Source organism: Bradyrhizobium sp. Ai1a-2 (assembly GCF_000426245.1).
Lineage (GTDB): Bacteria > Pseudomonadota > Alphaproteobacteria > Rhizobiales > Xanthobacteraceae > Bradyrhizobium.
Map to the genome: position 1 here is coordinate 1 of NZ_AUEZ01000154.1, position 6,930 is coordinate 6,930.

Annotated in this window: 5 protein-coding genes and 3 pseudogenes; 3 read left to right on the forward strand and 5 right to left on the reverse strand. The window is 62.9% G+C overall.

Annotated features, from left to right (window positions below):
• Nucleotides 1–518 (forward strand): annotated as a pseudogene (locus K288_RS0141715) (IS5 family transposase); the annotation flags it as partial.
• Between the two features lie 45 nt (nt 519–563).
• Here K288_RS0141715 and K288_RS51655 read toward each other — a convergent pair.
• Both K288_RS51655 and K288_RS48675 read right to left on the reverse strand, forming a co-directional pair.
• Nucleotides 564–876 (reverse strand): annotated as a pseudogene (locus K288_RS51655) (transposase); the annotation flags it as partial.
• Nucleotides 873–1,244: pseudogene (locus tag K288_RS48675) on the reverse strand (transposase); the annotation flags it as partial. The pseudogenes K288_RS51655 and K288_RS48675, both read right to left, overlap by 4 nt.
• A 245-nt stretch (nt 1,245–1,489) precedes the next feature.
• On the opposite strand from K288_RS48675, the gene K288_RS0141725 reads away from it, so the two are divergent.
• Nucleotides 1,490–1,726: a hypothetical protein gene (locus tag K288_RS0141725; RefSeq protein ID WP_043161845.1), complete on the forward strand. Its 237-nt coding sequence runs from the start codon at nt 1,490–1,492 to the stop codon at nt 1,724–1,726.
• Between the two features lie 13 nt (nt 1,727–1,739).
• The gene (locus tag K288_RS48680) at nt 1,740–3,953 is read left to right on the forward strand and encodes an ATP-dependent RecD-like DNA helicase (RefSeq protein ID WP_051334978.1); all 2,214 of its coding nucleotides are present in this window, start codon (nt 1,740–1,742) and stop codon (nt 3,951–3,953) included.
• A gap of 289 nt (nt 3,954–4,242) precedes the next feature.
• Here the strand turns inward: K288_RS48680 and K288_RS0141740 are convergent, their stop codons facing one another.
• The 3 genes from K288_RS0141740 to K288_RS0141750 form a co-directional block, all read right to left on the reverse strand.
• Entirely contained in the window at nt 4,243–4,881 is a 639-nt protein-coding gene (locus K288_RS0141740; protein WP_027584267.1) for a DUF433 domain-containing protein, read from the reverse strand.
• 327 nt (nt 4,882–5,208) lie between these two features.
• Nucleotides 5,209–5,901 carry an SMC-Scp complex subunit ScpB gene (locus K288_RS0141745; RefSeq protein ID WP_027584268.1) on the reverse strand — a complete coding sequence of 231 codons (693 nt, stop codon included), beginning with the start codon at nt 5,899–5,901 and terminating at the stop codon, nt 5,209–5,211.
• Between the two features lies 1 nt (nt 5,902).
• Entirely contained in the window at nt 5,903–6,844 is a 942-nt protein-coding gene (locus K288_RS0141750; protein ID WP_027584269.1) for a DUF1403 family protein, read from the reverse strand.
• Nucleotides 6,845–6,930 lie beyond the last annotated feature (86 nt).

The following is a 6,930-nucleotide window of genomic DNA, read 5'->3' on the forward strand; positions in this document are numbered from 1 at the left end:
GAGGCGATGTCCGATGATCCGGACTTCGAATATCTGATCGTCGATTCCACCATCGTCCGGGCGCATCAGCACGCCGCCGGGGCCAAAAAAGGGGGTCTGAGGATCAAGCGATCGGTCGCTCGCGCGGCGGCCTGAGCACCAAAATACATATGGCCGTCCGTGGCTTGGGATGCCCGGTGCGGTTTACCCTTACGGCAGGCCAGAAGGGCGATGCACCGCAAACTGCGGCCCTGATCGAGGCACTGCCTGCCGAGGTCATCATGGCCGATACGGCCTATGACGCCGATCACTTGCGCCAAGCCATCGCCGCCAAGGGAGCGCTGGCCGTCATCCCCAACAACCCGTCACGTGCGCTCAAATATCCGCTCGACAAGCATCTCTATGCCCAGCGTCATCTCGTGGAATGCTGCTTCTCAAAACTCAAGCAGTTCCGTCGCGTCGCAACCCGATTCGAAAAGACCGCCCGAAATTACCACGCTGTTGTCACACTCGCAGCCATCGTCTTATGGCTGAGATAAGTGTCCACACCACCTACGGGGCGATTCTCGTTTCCTCCACTTATGGCCATCCGCAACGCGGACACGGCGGGGCCGCGAAGAGACATGTCAGCCGAGCTTTGGTGCCCCGCCGCCAACTGACCCTTCGCCATTTCCCTTTGGCCAACATCGCTTCAGCAGTGACCGGGGGCTGATCCGGAATGTGGTATTTGCGGGGCTTTCCGGCCTTCGCGACGGGGAAAATCAAGGCAACGTCGGCGGGATAAACGTTCTGGCGTCGCGACAGACCCATCGCCCACAGCAGACCGCGCTCGCTCAAAGCCTGACGGAAAGTCCTGCTGGAGCCGTCCCTTGAATCGGCAAGCACACAGCCAAAACGGCCATACTGGCATTCCGCCAGCGTTTGACGTTGCGCGTGACGCGGCAAATGGTGCCCATCATGTTCTCGGCGATGTTGGTACAGTCGAGCGATCGACGAAGCTCCTTCGGCAGCTTCAACCGGACGACAGTCGGTATCTCGTCGAGGCCTTCGAGGAAGCTGGCCGCTACGCCGGGCCATTGCTGGTCGATCCGAAGCGCGAGATTGCGGATCAATTTTTCAGCCTTGTCGGCGTCATCGAGCTCCCAGGCCTGGCGCAGCACGCGACGGGTGACCGCATGATGCTCTTTCGGCAGGTGTTCCATGATGTTGCGCGCCTTGTGGATCTGGCAGCGCTGGATCGCGGCGGCCGAACCGAAGGTGCGGCGGCCGTCATCGTGCCTGGCGCCTCGATCCCTGCCGCAAGGCAGAACCGATCGAAGCTCGCCCGCACTTCTGCAAACGCTTCGTCCACAGCCTCGGTCGCCGGCCAACCGGCCGGTGTGATATCTCTCGTCATGGCGTTGCTCTCCTTTGTGGAATCAGCACCGCGAGCCTACCGGCTCAAGGTGGGCAACGCCGACCTCTTCAGAAATTCAACAGAACCCGGGGCATCCCCAAGGAGAATATGCAAATGTCCTTTGCTATCATTCGCGGTCGAAGTGGGCGGCGACATGAAGTCGATTTTGGCGAATCACCCGTTCGCGTGGAGATTCATGCGAGCGAGGAGACTGTCGAAATCTTCGTCGAAGCGGACGCTGAGACAGCGGCGGAGGAGCGCCGACGCTTCGCCATCATCAATATCCCGCGCCACCAATTCAGCCGAGCTACCGGCGATGCGGCCCGACGCGCAGCCGATAAAGTCCCCTAAAACGGCGACATTATTGAGACCTCAGAGCGACGCATCATCCCAGGACGTCTTGGCCGGCATCGTCGAGCGTGTCACGTTCCACAACGCCGAAAACGGCTTCTGTGTGCTGCGCGTCAAGGCGCGTGGCCATCGGGACCTCGTGACGGCCGTCGGCCATGCTGCGACCATCGCCGCGGGCGAGTGGATCACAGCCACAGGCGATTGGATCAATGACCGGACCCACGGTCAGCAGTTCAAGGCACGGTTCCTGCGAACATCGCCGCCGACGTCGGCTGACGGCATCGAGAAGTATCTCGCCTCGGGAATGATCCGTGGCGTCGGACCGGGCTATGCCAAGAAGCTCGTGCGCGCCTTCGGCGACAAGGTTTTCGACATCATCGAGTCGACCCCTGCCAGGCTGCGCGAGGTTGGCGGCATCGGCCCGGTCCGCGCCGCCAGTATCTTGGCTGCCTGGGCCGAGCAGAAGGCCGTCCGCGAGATCATGGTGTTCCTACACAGCCACGGCGTCGGAACGGCACGTGCGGTGCGGATCTTCAAGACCTACGGTTCCGATGCGATCCAGGTGATGACCGAGACCCCCTATCGGCTGGCACGCGATATCCGCGGCATCGGCTTCAAGACGGCCGACGCCATCGCCATGAAGCTCGGCGTCGAAAAAACAGCGATGATGCGGGTGCGCGCTGGAATCTCCTGTGCCCTGACCGAGGCGATGGATGACGGGCATTGTGGGTTACCGACTGACGAACTGATCCCGCTCACGCAGAAGCTTCTCGAAGTTCCCTCGGGCCTGATCCGTGCCGCGCTCGAACTTGAACTGCGAGAGGGGACCGTGGTCGCAGAGCGGGTTGGTGATGCGCCGTGTATTTTCCTCACCGCTCTTCATCGGGCCGAACGTACCGTTGCCGATCGCCTGTTGCATCTGGCCAACGGCGCGCCACCGTGGCCAACGATCGATCCCGACAAGGCCTTGCCTTGGGTGGAGAAGCAAATCGGAATGTCCTTCGCGGAAAGCCAGGTCGCCGCGGTTCGCCTCGCCCTGATATCCAAGGTCGTGGTCATAACCGGCGGACCCGGGGTGGGCAAGACCACGATCGTCAAAGGCATCCTGAATATCCTGGCGGCGAAGGGCACCAACCTGCTGCTATGTGCGCCGACTGGCCGCGCCGCCAAGCGCATGACCGAGGCGACCGGCTTCGAGGCCAAGACCATTCACCGCCTGCTCGAAGTCGACCCCAAGACAGGTGGCTTCAAACGCGGCGAGAACAACCTGCTCGACTGCGACCTCTTGGTCGTCGACGAGGCCTCGATGGTCGACACCATGCTGATGCGGGCGTTGCTGAAGGCAGTTCCGGACGGGGCCGCCATGTTGATCATCGGCGACATCGATCAGCTGCCTTCGGTCGGTCCCGGCCAGGTGCTGGCCGACATCATTTTCTCCGGCGCCGTGCCGGTGGTACGGCTCACCGAGGTTTTCCGGCAGGCCGCTCAGAGCCGGATCATTGTCAGCGCCCATCGCATCAATCAGGGCGCAATCCCCGATCTCAGTCCGCCGGAAGGCGAAGCCGACTTCTACTTCGTCCAGGCCGATGAACCAGAGAAGGTCGTTGCTCGCATCATCGAGCTCGTGAAAACTCGCATCCCCAAGCGATTTGGCCTCAATCCGATTCGTGACATCCAGATCCTGTGTCCGATGAACCGGGGCGGTGTCGGCGCCCGATCTCTGAACGTCGAATTGCAGGCCGCTCTCAACCCTGCCGGCGAGCGCAAGGTCGAACGGTTTGGCTGGACCTTCGCCCCTGGCGACAAAGTTATGCAGATCGAGAACGATTACGATAAGGAGGTCTACAACGGCGATATAGGCACGGTGGTCGACGTCGATTCTGCCGAAGGTGAGCTCACCGCAGAATTCGATGGCCGCATTGTTGCTTACGAATTCGGCGAACTCGACATTCTGGCCCCGGCCTATGCGGCGACGATTCACAAGAGCCAGGGATCGGAATACCCCGCCGTCGTGATTCCGATCATGACCCAGCACTACGCGATGCTTCAACGTAACCTGCTCTACACCGGCGTCACCCGCGGCAAGAAGCTGGTCGTTCTGGTTGGACAGAAGAAGGCCGTTGCCATCGCGGTACGGAATGTTTCCGGGCGGCGACGGTGGTCCAAGCTCGCCGAGTGGTTGCGCGAGGCTTCATCCGACCATGCGCCGATTGGCACGATGGTTTGATCTTGGCGCGCGATCCGCAACAGAGCCGACCATCGTCAACTTGCCAGCGCGAATTCGAGATGGGTCGGCGATGACGACAACAATCACAGCATGGACGTCGAGACGTTGGCTCCCGCACTTATTGCATTCGGGAATGCTCATACGGGCTACCAACACCGAGCTGAACCAGAACCGCGCTGTAGATCGGCGTGGCTTTTGCCACCCGGTCAATATTCGGAGCCGCGACACACGTTCGCGTTGCCCCGCGCACCAAACTCGCGAAGCACGTTCTCGTCGACCAAATACGCGGTCACGGAATCCGGTGCGGCGCAGCCTCGCCCACCTCGGCTTCTTCATCAAACGCGCCGAGGTCGGCCAGCTCCGCAAGCGACCGCTTCAGGCTCCGCGGAGGATAGGGTCGTCCTCGTTTTGGATACGCTTTGGCATATTCGATCGCAGCCTCGACCTGATGGCGCTTGAGCGACGGAAAATTGTCGACAATCTGCTCGACCGATTGCCCACGGGCCAGGGCCGCCACCATGTAGACAGGAATTTTGGTGCCCTTAATGAGGGGCTCGTTGCGGTCACTTCCGATTTGTCCCCATCGGCGCAATTCGTCGAGACGATGAAGACGGCTCTTGAGGTCGGCGTCGATCTTGCCGAGATCAAGCTCCACTTCGCCAAACGCGACTCGGTGCGCGTCGAAGGAGAGCTGCCGGATCGCCTCATAGAGCCTGCGCCGGCCGGCAGGGGTAAGGTCTCTTTCCAATCTGTCGGCGACCAGCAGAAAGCGCATCTCCGCCCGGCCGAGGAGGCGCTGAACTCCGCTTCCGACCCGTCGCTGACGTGCGCGAATGATGCCGGTATCAACGGCCTTGTTGAGCGCAGCCGCCGACCGGTTCAGCACGTAACCTGCTTCCGTGAGAGTCAACGCTTGGGCGGAAGACATGGCGGACCTCCATCCGTAACTCATCCTCAATTTAGGGATGAATTAGGAGATCGGCAAGGTGCAGCGTTAAAGAATTCCCCGGGCGAGGCCACCGCCCCCGCCCGTCAGTTCTTGTCCTAATTGGCACACCCGCAAAATCGAATTGGGACACCGAATAAAAACGCCGCCTGCTTGAAATAGCTTGCAGGCGGCGCTTATCGAGCCCGGGAGGGTGATGCAAAATCCCGACTCCCATTAGTCAGCACAACCTATGCCAAGGTTTTATGTCTCGGGGCGGGACACTTGCGGGTTGGGGATAGAATCGAAAGCGGCCGCCCACAGAGGCACCTAGCCTGTCTCTGTCCAATCTGCAGCTTCTTCGTCATCGTCATGCTCTTCATCATCTGCCGGCAAGGGATCCGGCAATTCTCCCGCCAACATTCTGTCCTTGCTGAGCAGGCCGGCGTCCTCCAGCGCCTCCATGTTTGGAAGATCGCGCAGTGTCTCCAGGCCGAAGTGCGACAGGAACGCCTTGGTCGTCACGTAGGTGTAGGGCGCGCCGGGTTGCGGGCTACGCGGGCCGCTCGCGATGAAGTCCAGCCCGCGCAGACGGCCGATGGTGTCGCGGCTGACCTCCTTGCCGAAGAAGGCGGACAGCTCGCTGCGGGTGATCGGTTGGTAATAGGCGATGCAGGCCAGGATCAGCGTTTCGGATTGCGACAGCGCCTTGCTATCGCTCTCGCCGCCGAGCGCGGTGCGGATCGCATCGCCAAAAGTTTTCCGGGTGCGATGCTGCCAGCCGCCGGCCACGCTTGCGAGCTCGTAAGGCCGGCCGCGCAGCTCGGCGCGGATGTTGTCGATGATCAGATCGAGGTTGCAATCGCGGCCGACGACGCGCGCCAGGGTCTCGCGGCTCACCGGCGCGGGTGCGGCGAAGATCACGGCCTCGACCCGGCCCATCCATTCGCGCCAGCGCAGCTCCGGCGGCAGGTCCGCCAGTTCGAGATCGAGATCCGTCTTTGCTCGCATGCGCCGTCCCATGTCAGAGCCCGTACAATCGGAAGGTCGACCGGCCGGTCAGCTCGCGCACGGCGCCGAGCGACACCAGTCGCTCGAAGAGCCGGCGCATGCTGCGGTCGCTCGCGGTCTTGCCGGCGCCGGCCGGCTGGGCGTCTTCCATCATCAGGATCGCCACCATCGTGTCGGCGTCCTTGCCGCGCAGCTTCGGCGCCGCAGCGAGCAAGCGCTCGGCCCGTCGCGCAAGGTCGACATAGAGGTCCGCCGCACCTGCGGCCGCGCGCGCATAGGCCAGGGCGCAAGCCCTCGGCCAGCCGTCGTCCGCCGCGCCGGATTTGGCCGCGGCACGCAGATCGCCGCGGCGGACCTGGCCCGCGATCAACGGCACCGCCATCGGCCATTTCAGGCGATGGGCGAGCACCATGTCGGCGAGCCACAAGGCGAGGGGTTCGCTTTGCGGGACGAAGCGCAGGCTCGCCGCCGCAATCTCGGCGGCGGCTGTGATGGCGCTCCCCTGCCCGACCATCAGCTTGTCGGCCTGGGTGACGACGTCCTCGAGCGCGTCGCTGAAGCGCACCTCGAACAGCGCCGACAGCCGCAGGGTCCAGTCCTTCGACGCCATGGCCCTGCGCTCGCCGAGATGCCGCCAGGCTTTCAGGATGCGGCCGCCGGGGCCTGGATCGTCGTCATCGCGGCGCAGATACCAGGCATCGCGCAGCGCCGCCTCGTCTTCGGTGCGGCCGCCGTGCCGGGCCAGCACCGCGGCATTCGACAGCGACAGGCGATGCCGCCACAGCGCGCCGAGCGGATGCTCGCTGCGCGCGATCGGATGGATCGCGGCAAGCGCCGCGCCGGCCGAAAACATTGCGTCATCAAGGCTCTCGGACGTGAGGGCCTGCCGCACCCAGCCAGGAAACGGCGGGAAGGTGGGCGGGGCATGGAGCGTGAGTCGCGTGCGTGGGGCCATGTCCGAGGCTAATCCGGGACGGCGCTTTCCGCCACATAATTCCCATCAAACCGCCGCGCCTGTCGACAAATAAAAACGACTGATAA